This window comes from Streptomyces lanatus, from assembly GCF_014655715.1.
GTDB lineage: Bacteria > Actinomycetota > Actinomycetes > Streptomycetales > Streptomycetaceae > Streptomyces > Streptomyces lanatus.
This window is the reverse complement of sequence record NZ_BNBM01000010.1, coordinates 61,814-80,121: the sequence shown is the minus strand read 5'-3', so window position 1 is coordinate 80,121 and position 18,308 is coordinate 61,814. Positions and strand designations below refer to the sequence as shown.

At 71.7% G+C, this 18,308-nt stretch carries 13 protein-coding genes; 8 read left to right on the top strand and 5 right to left on the bottom strand.

Annotation, left to right across the window (positions count from 1 at the left end; all coding sequences use genetic code 11):
• Positions 1-50 precede the first annotated feature (50 nt).
• Positions 51-2,702: an N-acetylmuramoyl-L-alanine amidase gene (locus IE325_RS25605; protein WP_190072405.1), complete on the bottom strand. Its 2,652-nt coding sequence runs from the start codon at positions 2,700-2,702 to the stop codon at positions 51-53.
• 149 nt (positions 2,703-2,851) lie between these two features.
• Complete coding sequence (locus tag IE325_RS25600) at positions 2,852-3,739, bottom strand: septum formation family protein (protein ID WP_190072404.1); 888 nt, start codon at positions 3,737-3,739, stop codon at positions 2,852-2,854.
• A gap of 217 nt (positions 3,740-3,956) precedes the next feature.
• On the opposite strand from IE325_RS25600, the gene IE325_RS25595 reads away from it, so the two are divergent.
• From IE325_RS25595 to IE325_RS25585, 3 genes are all read left to right on the top strand, one after another.
• Complete coding sequence (locus tag IE325_RS25595) at positions 3,957-4,577, top strand: RNA polymerase sigma factor (RefSeq protein WP_190072403.1); 621 nt, start codon at positions 3,957-3,959, stop codon at positions 4,575-4,577.
• Positions 4,578-4,833: 256 nt separating this feature from the next.
• Complete coding sequence (locus tag IE325_RS25590; protein WP_190072402.1) at positions 4,834-5,598, top strand: hypothetical protein; 765 nt, start codon at positions 4,834-4,836, stop codon at positions 5,596-5,598.
• 81 nt (positions 5,599-5,679) lie between these two features.
• Entirely contained in the window at positions 5,680-7,917 is a 2,238-nt protein-coding gene (locus tag IE325_RS25585; RefSeq protein WP_308437677.1) for an outer membrane protein assembly factor BamB family protein, read from the top strand.
• Here IE325_RS25585 and IE325_RS25580 read toward each other — a convergent pair.
• Complete coding sequence (locus tag IE325_RS25580) at positions 7,890-8,609, bottom strand: DUF899 family protein (RefSeq protein ID WP_190072401.1); 720 nt, start codon at positions 8,607-8,609, stop codon at positions 7,890-7,892. The genes IE325_RS25585 and IE325_RS25580 overlap by 28 nt on opposite strands.
• A gap of 65 nt (positions 8,610-8,674) precedes the next feature.
• Positions 8,675-9,076, bottom strand: a complete 402-nt coding sequence (locus tag IE325_RS25575) for a RidA family protein (RefSeq protein WP_190072400.1) — start codon at positions 9,074-9,076, stop codon at positions 8,675-8,677.
• Between the two features lie 128 nt (positions 9,077-9,204).
• Between IE325_RS25575 and IE325_RS25570 the strand changes: the two genes are divergently transcribed.
• The 3 genes from IE325_RS25570 to IE325_RS25560 all read left to right on the top strand — a co-directional run bounded on the left by IE325_RS25570 (position 9,205) and on the right by IE325_RS25560 (position 12,178).
• Positions 9,205-9,588, top strand: coding sequence for a winged helix-turn-helix transcriptional regulator (locus IE325_RS25570; RefSeq protein WP_190072399.1), 384 nt, complete (start codon positions 9,205-9,207; stop codon positions 9,586-9,588).
• 396 nt (positions 9,589-9,984) lie between these two features.
• A complete protein-coding gene (locus tag IE325_RS25565; protein ID WP_190072595.1) occupies positions 9,985-11,013 on the top strand; it encodes a Clp protease N-terminal domain-containing protein in 1,029 nt (342 codons plus the stop codon).
• A gap of 466 nt (positions 11,014-11,479) precedes the next feature.
• Positions 11,480-12,178 carry a ribosome-inactivating family protein gene (locus IE325_RS25560; RefSeq protein WP_190072398.1) on the top strand — a complete coding sequence of 233 codons (699 nt, stop codon included), beginning with the start codon at positions 11,480-11,482 and terminating at the stop codon, positions 12,176-12,178.
• A gap of 93 nt (positions 12,179-12,271) precedes the next feature.
• Here IE325_RS25560 and IE325_RS25555 read toward each other — a convergent pair whose 3' ends face one another.
• Positions 12,272-15,997, bottom strand: coding sequence for an nSTAND1 domain-containing NTPase (locus tag IE325_RS25555; RefSeq protein WP_190072397.1), 3,726 nt, complete (start codon positions 15,995-15,997; stop codon positions 12,272-12,274).
• Between the two features lie 531 nt (positions 15,998-16,528).
• On the opposite strand from IE325_RS25555, the gene IE325_RS25550 reads away from it, so the two are divergent.
• On the top strand, positions 16,529-17,191 hold the full coding sequence (locus tag IE325_RS25550; protein ID WP_190072396.1) for an RNA polymerase sigma factor: 663 nt from the start codon (positions 16,529-16,531) through the stop codon (positions 17,189-17,191).
• Positions 17,191-18,249, top strand: a complete 1,059-nt coding sequence (locus tag IE325_RS25545; protein ID WP_190072395.1) for a hypothetical protein — start codon at positions 17,191-17,193, stop codon at positions 18,247-18,249. Before IE325_RS25550 ends, IE325_RS25545 begins: the two co-directional genes overlap by 1 nt.
• Positions 18,250-18,308: the final 59 nt, after the last annotated feature.

The window sequence follows — 18,308 nt, the reverse complement described above, 5'->3', positions numbered from 1 at the left end:
ACTCGGCCGGGACCCCGTGAATGGGCGGGGTCCCGGCCGGATTTCGTGCCTTACGGGGTGAGCGTCTGGCCCAAGTGGGCGTCCGTCGGCGTGCCCAGGGCGGTCTTGCTGTGGATGACCGCCTGGGTGTACCCGAGGCCCGTGCTGTTGCTCGGGATGTACATGACGATGCCGTCGGTGCCGTCCTCGCCCTCCGCGCCGAGCGTCAGGTCGGCGCGGCCGTAGCCCGACAGGTCCGTCAGCGAGACGGCCGAGCCGAACAGGTCGGCGCTCTCCGCGGTGCCGGGGACGCCGGTCGTGTCCTGCGAGACACGGATCGAGCCGGTGCCTGTCAGGCCGGAGGCGCTGCCCCTGACCAGCAGTACGTCACCGGCGTTGGACTGGTTGACGCCGCCGCGCGGGAAGTCCTCGTTGGGGACGCCGGCCAGGGCGTCGGCGTAGCCGTCGGCGTTGAAGTCGCCGACCGAGACCGAGGCGCCGAGCAGGTCGCCGGACTCGTTGCCGCCCGCGACGTTCGCCGAGTCCTGGTGGATCGTCGTCATGCCGGTCGTCGTGAAGCCGGTCGAGGTGCCCGGGACCATGGTGATCTGGCCGCCGGAGAGGCCGCCCGACTCCGACGCCACGGGCTGGCCGATGACGATGTCGTCGTAGCCGTTGTTGTTGATGTCGCCCGCGGCGATGGAGCGGCCGCCCTTGACGGAGATGACCCCGACCTTGCTCAGGCCGGTCGCCGAGCCCGCGAAGCGGACCACGCGGCCGATGCCGCCGGTGTCGCGGTAGTTGAGGGCGACGTCCGCGTAGCCGTCCCGGTTGAAGTCGCCGGTCGCGGCGTCCAGGTAGGCGACGGAGCCGGTGGCCGTGGTGAGCGTGCCGGTGGCCGTCGCGCCGCCGGTGAGGCGGGCGTTCCAGTTGCCGCCCTTGCCGGTGCCAGCCGCGAACACGTCCGCCTTGCCGTCGCCGTTGAAGTCGCCGACGGTGACCGTGGAGCCGAGCTTGGCGCCGGTCGCCGTGACGCTGCCGGACGTGGTGTACGAGAAGCCGGAGGTCAGCGCCGGGCCGTACATGACGACGACCTGGCCGCGGTCCGCGTGGCCGCTGGTGTCGTCCTCGCCGGGCGCGCCGATCGCGAGGTCGGCATAGCCGTCGCCGTTGACATCGCCCCACGCGGTGGCGGCGCCGAAGTTGTCGCCGGACTCGTGGGAGCCGGGGACGCCGGTGCTGTTCTGGGTGAGGGTCCGCCGGGAGGCGGGGACCGGGCCGTCGAGGCCGCCCGGTACGACGGTGACGGTGCCGCCGTTGCTCAGCGCGCGGGGCGTGCCGGCGACCAGGTCGGCGATGCCGTCACGGTTGAAGTCCGAGGTGGCCAGGGCGTGTGAGATGCCCGGGGTCTTGGCGACCTGGGCGATCCGGGTGAGCTGCGGGTAGAGGGCGGCGCCGGGGCAGGCCGTGGAGTTGGTGTCCCGGTGGCCGAAGACGCGAGGGAGGGTGACCGAGGTGCCCTCCGGGATCTTGTTGCCGCTGTAGCCCTGCGGGACGCCGGACGTCAGCGTCACCTTGCCGGTCGGGTCGATGCCGTACATCCCGAACTTCCAGGCGACGATCCGCGCGATGGCGTCCATGCCGGCCCGGCTGGGCTTGGCCTTCTCGAAGTTGCCGATGTACGAGATGCCGACCGTGTTGGTGTTGAACCCGGCGTCGTGCGCGCCGATCACCGGCAGGTCCATGCCGCCGCTGCGGCCCTCGAAGATCTGGCCGCACTTGTCGACGACGAAGTTGTAGCCGATGTCGAAGTAGCCCTGGCTGATGTGGCCCTGCTGGATCGTGCGCATCCGGGCCCGGGACTCGGCGCAGGACAGGGTGTTGTCGCTGTCGACGCCGGTGTGGTGGACGACGGCGGCCTTGATCTCGGTGCCGTACTCGGGGGTGCCGTCGTAGTCGGTGGAGGCGCCCCATTCGGCCTGGGTGATGATCGGCGGTTTGACGACCGTGGAGGGGCGGGGTGCGGGGACGGTGGGGGTCGGGTCCGGGGTGGCCGTCTCGGTCGGGGTGGGCGAGACCGTGTCCGTCGGCGTCGGCGTCGGCGTCGGTGTCGGTGTCGGTGTCGGGGTCGGCGTCTCGGTCGCCGGTGCCGTCGTCTCCTCCGCCACGAACGCGGCCGGGCGTATCCCGCCCTTCGGGTCGGTGCCGGGGTCGAGCAGCTTGACGTCCATGCCGGCGGGCTGGCCCGCGGCCTCGGCGCCGTCCGCGTTCACGACCCGCACCTCGATGCCGTCGGAGTCGCCGGTCCACACCGACTCCGTACCGCCGCGCAGGGCGATCCGCGCGCCCTCCTCGCCGTCGGCCTGGTTCGGCTCCACCGTGACCTTCTGCCAGCCGGACCACTCGCCGGTCTCGACGTCCCGGGTGCGTACCTCGGGGGTGCCGTTGGCCTTCGCCTCGGGGTCGTTCCAGGTCAGCACGACCGCGCTGAAGCGCTCGGTGCCCTGCTGGGCGAGTCCCTTGCGGCCGGCGCCGCGGTCCTTGAGCTTGACCGTGTGGACGGACGGCCTACGGCTCTCCCGTTTGCCGTCGGCCGGCGCGGCCGGGTCGGCGATGGCGTACGTCGCGACACCGGCGCCGCTCAGTACGACGGCTCCCAACGTCAGCCAGGCCCGTCTCTTCAGGCTGAGCGGTTTGTACGCACGCGTCCTACGAGGACTCAACTGTCCCACCCCTGTAAATGGTCACGATCACCTCACCTGTCACACAGGTGGCATTTACAGACAGCGCACAAGTGACCGGAACCGTCACTGCGAACAAGCACGGGGGGCCGCGCCCTCGACGGACGCGGCCCCGCTGTCGCAGAGGGGCGTCAGCTCGCCCAGACCTCCGCCTCGTCGGCCGGGACGGTGGTGGCCAGGCCCAGCTCCTTGCGCGCGGCGACCGACTTCTCCGGGTCGATGCCGGAGAACGCGGAGTCGTAGGCGATGTAGAACGCGTTGGCGTCGGCGGCGTTCGCGGCCTTCTTCCAGTGCTCGGCCGTCTTCGACAACTGCTCGCGGAGCTTGCCGACCTCCGTGCCGTCGATGCCCTTCAGGCCGGTGAGATGCGTGTCGAGGGCGGCCGCGACGGCCTTGGCCTGCGCCTTGTAACCGGGCAGGTCCTCCTCGACGGAGTCCTTCTCCGGCTGGGTCGTCCAGAACGCGTCGTAGACGCCGTTCGAGCCCTTGAGGTAGGCGGTCTGCTCGGACTTCAGGGTCTTCGCGGAGTTCAGCGTGCCGCTGAAGGTGCCCGATTCCTTGGTGTAGGTGCAGCTCACGGCGCGGTCGCCGGTCGCCCAGCTCTCCTTGGTCGGGGTGTAGTAGAAGACCGCGACGCCCTTGGGCAGCGCCCAGGTGTCCGGGGCGAACTTGGCCGCCTCGACCGGGCAGCGCTTGTCGGCGATCGCCGAGACCGCCTCGTCGCCGGGGTAGGACTTCTCCTCGGTGATCGAGAACTCGCCAGCCACCTGCCCCTCGTGCGCCTCCTCGCAGGGCACGATCTCGACGGTGTACGCCTCGCCCTCGGCCGCGCCGTTCGGGTTGTAGCAGTCCCCCAGGTCCAGCGAGAACACCGAGCGCTGGCGGGCGACCTTCTTGGCACCGTCCTTCGCGCCGTCCACGGCGTCCGAGACCTCCGAACACCCGACCGCACCGATCGCGAGCAGGGCGACGACGGCGGATATGCCGCGAAGGGATCGGTACGGGGCACCCTTAGTCATGACGTGTACATCCTCTTATTTGATCTTTATTTGGGGGGCGCGCGCATCGTATGCCATCCCGGTGTCCGATCTGACTCGCGGTGGGGTGTGGGGGTTGTACGCCGGGCTGTGACATTTCCGTGTGGCCGGGCGCTGATGTGCGTGGAGGGACGTGGGCAAGGGTGGCCGCATCGCGAGGTGCGGATTCGCCACGAACCGGTACGGACAAGGACAGTTCTTGGGCCAGGGACGGGAACCCCGCCGCGTGCGCGCGCACGACGGGGAATTGGGCGCGGCCGTCGCACGGGCTCAGGAAGGTGACGAGGCCGCGTTCGCGGTCGCGTACCGGCTGGTGCAGCCCGCGCTCCTCGGGTTCCTGCGCGGGCTGGTCGGCGAGGACGCGGAGGACGTGGCCTCCGACGCCTGGCTGGAGATCGCCCGGGACCTCGGCCGGTTCAAGGGCGACGGGGCCGGGTTCCGGGGCTGGACCGCGACCATCGCCCGGCACCGGGCGCTGGACCATCTGCGTCGGCAGAAGGTACGGCCCCGGGCGTCGGCGCTGGATCAGGACGTACTGCTGGACCTGCCGGGTCCGCAGAGCACGTACGACCAGGCGCTGGAGTCGATCTCCACGGAGGCGGCCCTGGACCTGGTCCGCGGGCTGCCGCGGGACCAGGCCGAGGCGGTGCTGTTGCGGGTGGTCGTCGGCCTCGACGCCCCGGCGGCGGCCCGTGTCCTCGGCAAGCGCCCGGGCGCGGTGCGGACCGCCGCGTACCGGGGGCTGAAGCGTCTGGCGAAGCAGCTGGGCGTCCAAGGTGTGACGGATGACGGCCCCCGGACGCTGGGGGAATCGAAATGAACAGTGAGAGTGATGGCGGCGACGGAGACGGCACGTCGGCGCTTCGCTGAGGCGAAGCGGTGGGTGCGTTGAGTCGTACGGGACGTGGGGGACGTAAGCCCCTACGGACTCGTGAGTCACAGCTGTCACACAGGCCCCTGGCGTTGTCGTCGGGGTGCGGTCGGAACGAGCAGGTCGGACAGGAACGGAAACGGACATGGGTGAACAGCGGAGCGGCGGTGGGTCCCCCGGCCGTCGGCGTGCGCACCCTGACGGCGTGACGGCCGGCCCGGCCCTCGTACTCGACGACGCCGAACTGGAGGCGCTGCTCTCCGCCGCGGTACTGCGCGGGCACCACCGGGACGCCGACGGTGAGCAGCGGGCCGTGGCCGCGTTCGTGGCGGCCCGGGACGCGGGGGCGCACAAGGCCCGCACCCGCCGCCGGGACGACTGGCGGCCCCGTGCACACCGGCGCCTGGCGCTGTCGCTGCGCACCACGATCTCCCTCTTCCTCGCCAGCCTCACGCTGGGCGGCGTCGCGTTCGCCGCGATCGGCACCGCCGGTTCCTCGGACGACTCCGCCGACGACAAGGACAGGCCCACCCCGTCCCACAGCGCTCCCGGCCGCCCGGCCACCGAGCCGTCCGCGGCGACGTCCGGCACCGCCTCCGACCGGCCGAACCACCCGGCCGAGGCCAAGGACATCGAGGCCAAGTGCCGTGCCTACGACCAGGTCGGGGGCCACGGCAAGGCCCTGGACGCCACGGCCTGGCAACGCCTGGTCGAGGCGGCGGGGGGTGCGGACAAGGTGGCCGCGTACTGCGCCGAGCGACTGGCGACGGCGCCGGCGGCGGCAACGGCGAGGGCGACGGCGAGCGGGGGGAACGGGAACGGCGGCGAGAGCGGCGCCGACAACAGCAGCGGTGCCGACAACGGCAGCGGTGCCGAAACCGGCAGCGGTGCCGAAACCGGCAACGGCGGCACCGGGCAGGGCGAGGGCGGCGACGGCAACTCCAGCAAGGGCGCCCCGAAGAAGGACTGACCCCGCGGGCCGCTCAGCTCGGGGCGCTACCCTGTGCCCCCTGTGCCGGGAGTGCCCATTGGTGCCGGGGAGTTGGGAAGCGTGTCGTCGATACCGGTGAACGTCGGGGAGCCCGGGGCCCACGGATTCGTCGGTGGCTATGCGGTCCTCGGCAAGCTCGGCAGCGGCGGCATGGGAGTCGTCTACCTCGGACGATCGCCCTCGGGGCGGCAGGTCGCGCTCAAGGTCGTGCACGCGCAATACGCGCAGGACGAGGAGTTCCGTACCCGATTCCGCCAGGAGGTCGCCGCCGCCCGCCGGGTCAGTGGGGCGTTCACCGCGCCCGTCGTGGACGCCGACCCCGACGCGGAGCAGCCATGGATGGCGACGCTCTATGTGCCGGGCCGTACGCTCGGCAGCGCCGTGGCCGAAGGGGGGCCGCTGGCCGGGCGGGAGCTGCGGCTGCTGGCCCTTGGCCTGGTCGAGGCGCTGCGGGACATCCACCGGGCGGGCGTGGTGCACCGTGACCTCAAGCCCGGCAATGTCCTGATGGCCGAGGACGGGCCGCGCGTCATCGACTTCGGCATCTCGCACGCGGCCGATCACCAGGCCCTCACGGTGACCGGCCGACTGATGGGCACGCCGCCCTTCATGTCGCCGGAGCAGTTCGCCTCGCCCCGCGATGTCACCGCCGCGTCCGATGTGTTCTCGCTGGGGTCGCTGCTGGTGTACGCGGCCACCGGTGAAGGCCCCTTCGACAGCGACAGCCCGTATCTGACGGGCTATCGGATCGTGCACGAGCAGCCCGCTCTGGGCCGTACCCCGCAGCCGCTGCGCTCCATCGTCGAGCGCTGCCTGGACAAGGACCCGCACCGGCGGCCGGGACTCGGCGAGCTCCAGGGGCTGTTCTCGGCGATGCCGGACACCGCCGCGCCGCTGCCTCCGGCCGAGACGCCCACCGAATCCCGCCCGGCGGGTCAGGACACGGCGGACGCATGGGGCAACCGCGTGGCGGCCGGCGGGCGTGCGAGGACGCGGTCCGCCGGGAAGCGCCGCCGACCGGGTCGGCTCGTCCTCGCCGCCGGTGCCCTGGCGGCCGTCGTCGTCGCGGGCGCCACGACGTACCACTTCGCGTCGGACGGTGACGGGACCGACGGCAAGGAGGAAGCCGCGTCGGGTGCCGCCGCCGCTCCGGCGCTGCCCGCCGGCTGGCGGTCCTGGCGGACCGGGCTGACCCAGGCGGTCAAGGAGGAATCGACCGCAGTCAACGTGGACACGGTGGACTCCGGTTGCGTGGCCGCCGGGACCTCCGTGTACTGCGCGGGGACCGGCTTCACCGTCGCGCGGATCGATGCCGCGACCGGCCGGGTGCGGTGGCGGTTCGGTGACAACAGCCAGGCGGCCGAGCGGCCCCTCGGCGTCCGCAAGGGACTCGTGTACGTGGCGCTGCCGCCGGACGAGGACGCGCTCTACGCGCCCCAGCGACTGGTCGCCCTCGACGCCGACACAGGCAAGAAGGTCTGGACCCGCACCGTCGACGCGGGCCATCCCGCGGCCCTGTTCAGCGGCGGTGTCCTGGCGATGCCGGAGGGCGGGAGCGAGTTCGTCGCCCTCGACGCCGCGACCGGCAAGGATCTGTGGCGTACGCCGGCGAAGTCGACGCAGGGCACCGGCTGCTCCCCGCTGGCGCAGGCCGACGCCCCCTACGCCCTGTGCACGGACGCGAACGACCCCTTCCGGGGCAAGATCGGCTTCCTGCGCCTCGACCCCGCCGACGGCACCCCACGCGAACTCGATCCGCTGCCCCAGACGGCGCAACCGCTCGGCTCCGTCGCGGGCCGGCCGCTGTTCGCCGCGCTCACGACCCCGGACGCCGCCGACGACAACCGACTCGACGCCCCGTACTCGGCCCTCCTCACCATGGACCCGGACACCGGAACCCTCACCCGAGTGCCCCTGAAGAGCACGGTCCAGGGCACCCCCCATCTCCTCGACGGCACCGTGTACTTCGTCCGCCCCGACGGCACGGTCACCGCGATCGACGCCGCCGACGGCGACCGGCTGTGGCAGAAGAGCACCCAGGTCGAGAACCTCTCGGCACCCACCAGGTCCACGACCTACGACACCCTCTACTTCGCCAACCGCTACGGCCGGCTGCTGTCCCTCGACCGCGCCACCGGCGCCGTCCGCTGGACCACGGACAAGCTGGACGACCCCGGGTCCTCGGCGGAGAAGCGACTGCCGAGCGTCGTCCTGGTCAAGGACGCGATCGTGGCCGTGGCGGGCGACACGGCGTTCTCGGTACGGCCCGATCAGCCCCGGCCGCCCAAGGCGGGATAGTCGAGCGTCGGGTACCACTCGCCCCGGCCCGCGCGGGTCAGGTCGAGGAGGTGCCACACGGGGGTGAGCAGGTCGATGCCGCGCTCGTCGATGTCGTCGGCCATACGAGGGTGCACGGAGTAGGAGTGGCGCACCGAGCCGTCGGCGTCACGGGTGAACACGGACACCGTCGAGTCCTGGTTGCCGTCGGTGTCCTCGCTGCTCAGGTCGTACTTGAAGGTGCCGGCCCCGGCGCTGAGCAGGCGCAGGCTGCTCCACCCACGGCTGCGGGCGTGTGCGCGGAGGGCGGGCGGGTCGGCGGCGGCGACGATCACGAAGTCGACGTTCTGGGCGATGTGGTGGGCCACGCCGTTGAACCCGTCGCACCACATCGTGCACATCGGACACGGCTCGGTGTCCTTCTTGCCGTACATCAGGTGGTAGACGACCAGCTCACGGCCGGGCCCGGTGAACAGTTCGCTCAGCCGCACGGTCCGCACCGGTGCGTCACCGGCGTCCAGATCGGCAGGGCCCTCCTCGAACACGTAGTCCTCGACGACAGGGCCCCGCGGCAGCCGGCGCCGCAGATCCGCGACGCGTTCCCGGTGACGCATCAGCTCGACCTCGGCCTGGCGCAGCTCCTCGCGGGCGCCGACGTATTCAGCGGACTCCGCGGTGAGGTTGGTGGGACTGGTGGGGCTGGTGGGACGCATCGCTACCTCCGGGCCGGGAGGGCATTGTGACGGCCATCACACTCACTCTAATCCTCGTCATCTCCTCAGGCGGGCAGCTTCGTGTCGATGACGAAGCTGATCTCGACGACCTGGCCGGGGAAGGTCAGTTCGGTGACGCCGAGGACCGTGCTGGCCGGGCGATGGCCGCCGAAGTACGCCCGATTGCCCTCGGCCGTCGCGGGGGCGTTGTGTCGCAGGTCCACCACGTACAGCACCTGCGAGACCACCTGGTTCCGGGTGGCTCCGAAGTGGTCCAGGATCCTGTCCGTGTTGGCGTACGTCAGCTGGAGCTGGCCGGCGAAGTCGTCCGTGTGGCGGAACTCGCCCGACTCGTCGAGCGCGAGCTGCCCGGAGACATGGATCAGCTCGCCGGATTTGATCGCCTGCGAGTAGCCGAAGTCGTCCTCGGCCGGCACGTCGTGGTGGAAGACGTCGATGGTGGTCATGGTGCCCGTCCTTCCGGTGCGCTCTTCGAAGGTGTGCTCTTCGATGTGCTCTCTTGTGGTGACTCGGAAACCATAGGAGAGTGAAGGCTGACCTGGAAGAACGCACTTTTCGGAAACCGAGGAACCAGATGGTGACCAAGCAGCAGCTCAACGATCTGCCGCCGGACGCCGACCTGCGGCGGGTCGACTCCCTGGCGCGGGAGATCTTCTCGGACGTCGCCAACAAATGGGCGCTTCTGATCATCGAGGCACTCGGCGAGGGCACCCTGCGCTTCAGCGAGCTGCGCGGTGAGGTCGAGGGCATCAGCCACAAGATGCTCACCCAGAACCTGCGCATGCTGGAGCGCAACGGCCTGGTCGACCGGACGGTGTACCCCACCGTGCCGCCGAGGGTCGAGTACACCCTCACCGAACCGGGCCGCGCGCTGCGCGCCACCGTCGACGCGATCTGCGAATGGACCCAGCAGTACCTGGGCCGTATCGAGGATGCGCGCGGCCGCTTCGACGGCTGACCGGAGCGCCGGACGCGTGGCCGGTCAGGCGGCCGGGGCGAGGTAGGGGAAGGCTCCGGTCGGGCGGGCGGTGACGCTGTCCTTGGTCAGGCCGATGTCGACGGGCGTGTTGGTGACGAGGCTGAACATCACGTCGGCCACGTTGTCGGTCGGTGTGCCCCAGCAGCTCCTCGTCGGGGACCTCCAGGACGAGGGAGTGCACCGTCTGCCCGGCGAACAGGTACCCGGAAGTTGACCCCGGACACCGCCGGTTGTCGTCCTTCCGGTGACACCGGCGACGCGCGAGGTGGTTCTCAGGGCGCAGGGGCGGATCCCTCTCCGGAGCGACGCGGTCTCGCACCCCGGTCGGGGAGGCTGCTGTGCAGGCCGGCAGGGAGGGGAAGGTCCGTGGACCGCATGGAAGCGATCAAGGCGCCCGACTGGAGCATCGTGGGGATCCTGGGTGCCGCCCGGGGCGCGCGAGGGGATGCCGAGGGGGCCATCGGCACCGAGCATCTCCTGGCCGGCATCACCACGACCAAGGGTCCGGCGCGTGAGGCGCTCGCGGCGGAGGGGGCGACCAGGACCGTCCTGCTGACGCTGCTGCGGGACCGGATGCACAGGGATGGCGCGTGGAGCGCCGACGACGACGCGGAGGACAGCGTCGCCTCGGAGGACCTCCTGGGCGACGACGGTGATCAGCGCATCCGCTTCACGGGTGCCGCCGCCCGAGCGCTGACCGCCGCGATGAGGCACGCCGAGCGGGAGGACACGGCGAAGTTCGGCGCCGGGCAGCTGCTGCGGGGACTGCTGGCGGAGGACAACCGCGCCGTGGAGCTGCTGGGCGACTGCGGCATCTCACCGCATGCTGTGAGCGCACGCCTCGACGGTGGCTCCGGGAGCGGGGAGGACGACCTCGACCCTCTGCTGCACGCCACCCGCGACGTGCTCCTCGGCCGCAGCCACTACCGGCTGAAGCCCTTCTGGATGCGATGGCTGATCAGATCCAGCGGGGTCAACTGGGCTTCGCTGCCCGCCGGCTGGGTCGGACGGGAGACCTACGAGCAGGCACGTCGGCTCGGTGACGGCACGGTGGGCACCGAGCACGTCCTGCTCGCGATCCTGGCCACCCACGAGGTCGCGCTCCGGTGCCCGCATCTGAGGGGAGAGAGCACCCCCGGCCCGGACACCCGTTACGCGGCCGGCGAGCGACTGGCCCGCCTGGGCATCGACTACGCCTCGGTCCACCGCGCGCTGACCGCCGGTGATCGCGTCCACCTCGTGCCCGACCTCCGGCCCGTCGAGCAGTACGTCGGCGAGTCCACGGTTCCGAACCTGGAGCGTACGACCGACCCGGGCACCGGCCCCCTGGTGGAGGCCCTCCTGAGCGAGGACACCCGGGCCCGGCAGCTGATCGAGGCGCTGACCGGCCCTTCCGGCGACTGAGCCGCTGGTAGGAGGGCCCGCTTGGAGGCCGAGGAGTACGTCCTGCAGGGCGGGGTGCGTGTGATCGAGTTCCGCTTCAATGTCTAGCCGGTGCGTGCCGTGCGGCGGGGGCGGCAAGGCCCCACGGGATGGCCGCTTCCGCCGGTCGCCGGCATCAGCTGCTGCGCGAGCGAAACGTGCGCGGGGCGGGCGGGGTATCGAGCAGGTTGCCGGGCGGCGGCCGTACGCCCGTGGGTCCTGCACCAGCGTGTCGCCTGCCAGAGGTTGCTCGAAGGTGTCGATACCGCGCCGCGCGGCGAGCTCGTAAGGTTGAGGCGCGAAGCGACAAAAGCCCCATATTCTGGCAAGTAATGTGAAACTCGATCATCCGGAATTGTATGCGGCGGCAAAAGGGACCTGCCAAACAACCTCCCGGCTGTGAGCGTCGGTCGTGACATCGCCGCACGTCGTACAACCGGAGCACACCATGCCCACCAGCGTCCTCATCGCGGTCGCCTTGTCCGTCCTTCTCGGATTCCTGGTGCTCATGCTGGGGTCCCGGGACACCGACACATCCGTCTCGACGGCGGCGGACCATGTGACGATCAACGCCGGGACCGTCGCCGGCAAGAAACACGTCGACTTCCCACAGGTCCGCTGGGGCATGAACCGCGGCTCGGGCGCCTATCTGGCCATGCTCGACCAGCTGCGGAACCTCGCCGAGACCTCGGCCCAGAGTTTCGCCGACATTGTGATCAGCAGCGGCAACCACACCCCGGCGGTGCATGCGATCGTGCGGCTCAGCGACTTCTGCGTCGTGCGGTTCTTCTCCAGCGACACCCCGCACGACTTCGTCCTGAACCTCGCCTCCGACGCCCCCGACAAGGAGGACGCCACCGACGACAACTGGTTCCTCGGCAAGGAGGGCTACGACGCTCTCGCCCGCGTCGCGGACCAGTCACTGACCGCCGTCGACCTGAGCGAGTCCAGCCTTGAGAAGAGCCTCAGGGACCTCGGCATCCGCGGCACCGACCGCACCGCGCAGGCGCGCGGCATGCTGCGCTACATCATCGCCATCACCGAGGCCTCCCGGTTCCGCCCCATCGCCAACCGCATCGCGAACGGCATGGACAACGGGTCCAACGTCTTCGTCACCGCACAGCAGGTCGGCCTGATGCGCCACTAGACCGGCCCTCGCGCTGACCCCCTCTCCACGGGGACAGCCGGCGCGAACACGAGTCCCGGCTGGGGCGGCCGCTTTCATGATCCACGGAGCCGGTCAGGGGCAGACCCGCCGGTACGGCCGGTCCGGAACATAGGTGCGCCACTGCGCCCGGGTCAGCTCCGTGTTCCCGGCACGCGAGCAGACGAGGGATACCGCTCGGTCCGGATCCACGACGTACCGCTGGAGCGGGACGTGCTCGCCGCCCGCGTACAGCATGGTGCTGTCCGGGCTGAAGACGAGGGTGTCGACGCTCTCACCGGGGGTGGGCAGAGGAGGACCGAGAGGTTGCTGGGTTGCGATGTCCCAGAGCTGGACGGTGCCCGCGTTGCCGCCCACGGCGAGCGTGCTGCCGTCCGGACTGAACGCGAGAGCCGTGATCGCCTCGGCTGAGTCGGAGGACGGATCGACGGGCGCCGGAAAGACGTTCCTCAGGATGCCCGCCCGGTGCCGGAGGTCGCCGTCCCAGATGGCCACCCGCCCGGTCCCGTCGCCGGCCGCCAGGCGGGAGCCGTCGGGGGCGAAGGCGAATTCTTCGATGCCGTCGTGCTGGACGAGGTCCTGGACGTGGGACCGGCCCGCTCGGACGACGCGGTTGTCGGTCACGAGGAGTTCGCCGTCCCGGCTGACGGCCAGAGTGCGCCCGCCCGGGCCGGGGAGGAGCGCCGTCCTGCGCTGCCGCGCGGTGTCCCATGTCTCGTTGAAGTAGCCCTCTTCGGTCAAACGCGCGGTGAGGAGCGTACGACCGCCCGGTCCCAAGGCGATCGCGTCCGTGGACGTCGTGGACGCCGTCGCCAGGTCCACAGTGGTCCTCGCGTGTCCGGCGGCCACGTCCCACACCGTCAGACGCTGAGGCGCCGTGTCCCAGGGGGCGGAGATTCCGTACGCGAACGTGCCTCCGTCGGGGCTGAAGGACAGCAAAGGCTCGGTGACTTCCCCGGGGACCGTCCGCTTGCCGGGGCGGAAGAAGGAACGTGACGGGGACGGCAGGGTGCGCAGCAGACGGCCGTCGCGCGTGTTCCGCAGCTGGAAGACGTAGCGGTCACCGATACGTTCGGCGGTGGCGAGCGTCCTGCCGTCGGGGCTGAGCCGGACCCCGGCGAGCGGAGACTTGCGCCAGGCGCGGGTGAGCGTCGTGGTGAGGTCGAGGGTGTGGACCGTGCCTCCTTCGAGGTACCGCAGCAGGGGCCGCGAGGAGTCCCAGGCGAGACCGGAGAGCGACTCGTTGTCCAAGGAGTGCCGGAAAACGGGGGCGCCGCCCTTGGACAGACGCCACACTCTGATCTCCTGGCCGCCGCCGGTCGCCAGAAATGAGCCGTCCGCGCTCACGACGGCCGAAAGGGCACCCGGGTGGGCGACGTCGGCGAGCTCTCGTCCCGACGTGGTGTCCCATACCCGCACCCGGCCCCCGGTGAGAGCGATGAGCCGGCCGCCGGTGAGGCTGAGGAAGGTGTCGTCACCACAGACGCCGCGAGCGCTCGTCCAGGCACCGGACCGGACCCTGCGCGCGGAGGTGTCCCAGACCTGCGGGGCCCGGCCGGGCGGGCAGACGGCCAGCAGCCGGTCGTCGTCGGCCGCCGCGGCGGCGCGCTCCCCGCTGCCGGCCGAGGGGGTCCGGAAGACCAGATGGCCGTCGGTGAGGGAGTAGAGCCCAGCCCGGTCGTCGAACATGCTCGTCACCAGGTAATTGCGGCCACTCGCCCCGAAGCGCACGGTGTCTCCGAGCGACAGGGGACCCCCGATCCAGCGCCCCGCTCTGGTGTCCCACAGCCGCTGGGTCCTGTTGGAGGCCGAGATGAGGAGCACCCGGCCGCCCGGACCCGCGCCGAGTATCGCCCCGTGAGGGACCGGCCCCGAGGCGATACGGCGGTGAGTGCCCACATCCCACCTCCGCCAGGTGGTGTTGTCGCTGGTGCTGAGCAGAGTGCGCCCGGAGGCGTCGAGGAACCGCGCCGGGGTGTCACCGGGCGCCGGGTCGGTGAAGTTGTCCAGTTCGGGCTGGGCCAGCGCGCCCAGCAGGGCTCGGCGGGACTCCGGCAGCTCAGAGATGCGCCATGCGGCGACGCCGAGCAGCATCGCGGTGCGCGGGTCGGTGGTACGCAGCGCGTCGGCGACCGCGGCCACCCGGCGGGCCGCCGTGTCGGTGGTCTGCTTCTCGCTGTCCTGACGCAGTCGTACGGCGGTCAGGCCGACGACCAGGGCCACCGCCAGCACGGCGCAGAGCGAGGCCGTGAGCGTGCGGCTCCGGCGCCGGGCCCGGGTGGCGGCCCGCTCCTCCTCCGCCCGCTGCTCCGCGGCGGTGATGAGGAAGGCCGATTCCTCGGACGTCAGACCGTCGTAGCCGCGGTCCTCGCCCGCGAACAGTTCCTCGGCCCGCGCCAGGCGGGTGCCCCGGTAGAGCGTGCCCGGGTCGCGGTCGTGCTCCAGCCAGGTGCGGGCGGCGTCGGTCAGCTGCCGGTGGTGGCGCAGCCGCTCCCGGTCCGCGTCGATCCACTCGCGCAGCCGCGGCCAGCAGCTGATGAGCGCCTCGTGGGCGAGCTGCACTCCGTCGTCGTCGCTGGTCAGCAGCCGGGCCCGGGTCAGCCGCCCGGCGACGGCCCGCACTTCGGGGTCCTCCCACCCGGCCATTTCCTCCCAGCCGAGCGGGCGGCGCGTGTCGGCGTTGCCCTGGCCGGGCTCGACCATCCGCAGGAGCAGGTGCCGGGCGGCGTGCGCCTGCGCCGGTGAGAGTTCCCCGTACGCCTCCTCGGCGCTCGCCGCGATCGCGCCGCGCACCCCGCCGGCCGCTTCGTACGCGGCCAGGGTCAGCATCCGTCCCTTGCGCCGCCGCCAGGTCTCCAGCAGGGCGTGGGACAGCATCGGCAGTCCGCCGGGCTCGTCGAGCACGTCCTCGACGATCCGCGCGGTCAGTGTCCGCTCCACGATGAGCCCGGCCGCCTGCGCGGGACCGATCACCGCCTCGCGCAGTTCGTCGGCGGTCATCGGCCTGACCAGGAGCCCGCTCCCGTGCAGCGCCTCCGCCAGTCGCGGGTGCTCGGCGCACCGCGCATAGAAGTCGGACCGTACGGCGATGAGCACGCGCAGTCGGCTGCCCGGGTCACGCGCGGCGAGCAGAAGGTCGAGGAAGCGGTCACGCTCGGCGCGCTCGCGGCAGAGGGTGAAGACCTCCTCGAACTGATCGACCACCACCCAGCTCTCCGGTTCGTCGGCCTCGGGCGTCAGCAGATGGCCGTAGGTGGTGGCGGGCCGGGCTCCCGGAGTGAGGATGCGAAGCACCGCCGTACGCCCCTGCTGCGCGATCTTCTCCCGCAGCAGGGGAATCAGACCGGCCCGCAGCAGGGAGGACTTGCCGCTGCCCGACGCCCCGAACACCACGGCGAACGGGGACCCGGACCCCAGCTCGCTCAGCTCGTCGATCAGCCGGTCCCGGCCGAAGAACAGCTCACGGTCGTCCGGCTCGAAACGCGCGAGGCCACGGTAGGGCGGGGCGGCGTCGGCATCCTCCTGCCTCTCCTCCCCGGCCAGCGCCTCGGCCTCCGCCCACCGTGCCTCCCAGGGACCGGGGTCGGCGCCGCATGCCTGGACATACGCCTGGAGCACGGCCAGCGACGGCAGCCGCTCGCCGCTCGCGGCTTTCGCCAGGGTCGTCACCGAGAAGCCGGCCTTCTTCGCCATGGTCCGGTACGACACGCCACCCGCCGAGCGGCGCAGCTCCCGAAGATCGTGGGCGAGTCGCTGCACGGGACCGGCCGCCGGGTCGACCGGTAGTTCGGGACGTCCCACCGCGAAGCCTCTTTCGCACACAAGAAGAACATGCTGATCAGCGGTCCAAGGTACTTTTCGCCCTTCTCGGGCGAGAACCCTTTCCGACTGTGATGTTCGCCAGTGGGCTCGCTGAGGCGGCAACGACCAGCGGCTCCGGCTTCCGCACTGTGTGACCGCGAACGAAGCCCGGCGGACAGCACATGAAGTGTCTGACCCGCTGGTCACGCGCTGGTCGCGGAATCCACGCAAAGCACCGGCTCAGAGGCGGTGAACCGCGGAGACGACCGGGGCCGCCACCCCCCACAGGAGAGGCCCCGGCCGTCGCGCGGCACGGGCCGCGCGGCGGCCCGTACTCTCTACAGCGCCATGACTGCGTTTTCTGTCACACCCGCGCGGAGCTCTTACCGGATTCCAGGTAGTTGCACGTTGTACGGACATGGACGAGCAGCGCTTTCAGGCCGTAACGTGCCTTTCGCGCCGGACGCGGAGGGTGTATGACCACCGCAACGACCTGCGGTCTCGGAACCGCAACCACCAATTGAGGTAGCAGTGCTGGGGGACGACGCGGAGCTGACCGCCGCGGTGCTTGCGGCACAGGACGGGGACGAGACCGCGTTCCGGACTGTGTACCGCTCCGTGCACCCGCGGCTGCTCGGGTACGTGCGGACGCTGGTCGGCGACCCGGACGCCGAGGACGTCGCCTCGGAGGCATGGCTGCAGATAGCGCGTGACCTGGAGCGCTTCAGCGGGGACGCGGACCGCTTCCGGGGGTGGGCGGCGCGAATAGCCCGTAACCGGGCGCTGGATCACATACGGATGCGCGGGCGTCGTCCCGCGATCGGCGGCGACGAGACGGAGCTGACCGGGAAGGCCGCCGAGTCCGACACCGCGGGCGAGGCCATGGAGGCCCTGGCCACCGACGGCACCCTCTCCCTCATCGCGCGGCTCCCGCAGGACCAGGCCGAGGCCGTCGTGCTGCGCGTGGTCGTGGGGCTCGACGCGAAGACGGCCGCGGAGACGCTCGGCAAGCGGCCGGGTGCCGTACGGACCGCCGCGCACCGCGGTCTGAAGCGGCTCGCCGAACTGCTCGGCGACGATCCGGAATCCACCGGGGTCCTCGATGCCCTGCCTCCCCAGCGAGAACCGCACGGCCGTGCGGTGACGTCCGCGAGTGTGACGCATATGCGCTCGCGGACGCAGAAGGATGTGTGATGGCCGACGAGCTGTACGGGTGGCTGGACCGCGAAACGGCGGAGCGTTTGCTGAGCGGAGAGTCACTGGAGGCTGTCGACGCCGCCGATCGCGACCAGGCCGACCGGCTCGCCAAGACACTTGAGGCACTGACCGCCGAACCCGCGCTGACCAGCGACGAACTCCCCGGAGAGGCTGCCGCGCTGGCCGCCTTCCGCGCCGCGCGCACGGACCGTCAGGACGCCTCGGCACTCATGGCCGACCGCCCTGGACCGCCCGCCTCCGACGCCCCCGACGTCGGCCTCGTCCACATCGGCGGCCCCGCCCGCGCGACCCGCCGCCCCCGCTGGGCCCGTCCCGTACGGCTCGGTCTCGCCGCCGCGCTGGCCGTCGGCATGGTCGGCGGTGTCGCGGTCGCGGCCGGAACCGGAGTCCTGCCCACGCCGTTCGACCGTGACCAGCCGGCCCGCCCGGCCGCCACCGTCTCGGCGCCGGCGCCCACGGAACAGCCGCTCATCTCGCCGTCCCCCGAGATCGGCGGGCAGGACGAGCCCACACCCGAGGGCGGCTCAAAAGCACCGGACGACCCCGGCACCTCCCCGGACCCGGCGGACCCCGGCGGCCCCGCCGCGCAGCGCGACTCCACCTCCGGGGACCGCGACGAGTCCCGCGGCTGGCGCAAAGCCGTCACCTCCTACTGCCGTGACGTCCGCGACGGCAGATCGCTGCCCGGCGACCGCCGCCGCACCCTGGAGAACGCGGCCGGCAGCTCCACGCGCGTGTGGAGGTACTGCAAGAACCTCCTGGCCGCCGCCGGTGAGAGCACCCGGTCCCAGCGCGACGGCGACGGCGACGAGGACGAGGGCCGGGACAAGGGCCGCGGCAAGGACGACGACGACCAGGACAAGGACAGAGGCAGGCACAAGGACAAGGGCCGCGGTGACGACGAGGACAGCTCCCGCCGTCACCACGGCCGCGACGGCCGCCGTACCGAAGGCGCCGCGCGGCTCCCGTCCACCGTGCCCGGCTCCCTGGCCCTCCTCGCGGCCCCGGTCCTGTCGCACAGCGCCGCCCGCTGAGCTGCGCGTACGGCCGCGAGCTCTCCCGGCGCACGCCCCTGACCTGCGGTTTTATAACT

What these genes read in the sequence shown, in the direction of transcription:
- IE325_RS25600 (WP_190072404.1), bottom strand. Translation starts at nt 3,739, where the DNA reads ATGACTAAGGGTGCCCCGTACCGATCCCTTCGCGGCATATCCGCCGTC.
- IE325_RS25565 (WP_190072595.1), top strand. Translation starts at nt 9,985, where the DNA reads ATGGAAGCGATCAAGGCGCCCGACTGGAGCATCGTGGGGATCCTGGGT.
- IE325_RS25575 (WP_190072400.1), bottom strand. Translation starts at nt 9,076, where the DNA reads ATGACCACCATCGACGTCTTCCACCACGACGTGCCGGCCGAGGACGAC.
- IE325_RS25545 (WP_190072395.1), top strand. Translation starts at nt 17,191, where the DNA reads ATGGCCGACGAGCTGTACGGGTGGCTGGACCGCGAAACGGCGGAGCGT.
- IE325_RS25560 (WP_190072398.1), top strand. Translation starts at nt 11,480, where the DNA reads ATGCCCACCAGCGTCCTCATCGCGGTCGCCTTGTCCGTCCTTCTCGGA.
- IE325_RS25580 (WP_190072401.1), bottom strand. Translation starts at nt 8,609, where the DNA reads ATGCGTCCCACCAGCCCCACCAGTCCCACCAACCTCACCGCGGAGTCC.
- IE325_RS25570 (WP_190072399.1), top strand. Translation starts at nt 9,205, where the DNA reads ATGGTGACCAAGCAGCAGCTCAACGATCTGCCGCCGGACGCCGACCTG.